The organism is Streptococcus sp. CCH5-D3 (genome assembly GCF_001556435.1).
In the GTDB taxonomy this organism is placed as follows: Bacteria; Bacillota; Bacilli; order Lactobacillales; family Streptococcaceae; genus Streptococcus.
On sequence record NZ_LSIW01000049.1, the window covers coordinates 1 to 279 of the forward strand.

A 279-nucleotide genomic window follows, 5' to 3' on the forward strand; every position below is an offset into this window, starting at 1 on the left:
GAGCAGCTGTCAATACTAGTTTGGTGAGCCAACCAGCTACAACTACAGACAGCGACCTTCCAAGTCAAGGAACTTATGTCTACAAGGGACGTACAGAGATTAAGAATCAACCTAAGGTGTCTGCCAAGGCTGAATTTTATGTAAATCCAGGAGACAGCGTTCTTTACGATCAAGTCGTGACAGCTGACGGCTACCAATGGATTAGCTACAAATCATACTCTGGCGTGCGTCGTTATGCGCCAGTGAAACCAGTGGCAGCTGGTAGTGGTAACGGTAATA

At 46.6% G+C, this 279-nt stretch carries 1 protein-coding gene; it reads left to right on the plus strand.

Features of this window, described 5'->3' with window-relative positions:
* Positions 1–279, plus strand: a 279-nt coding sequence (locus AX662_RS02285) for an SH3 domain-containing protein (RefSeq protein ID WP_197414655.1), incomplete at both ends; no start/stop codon positions are given.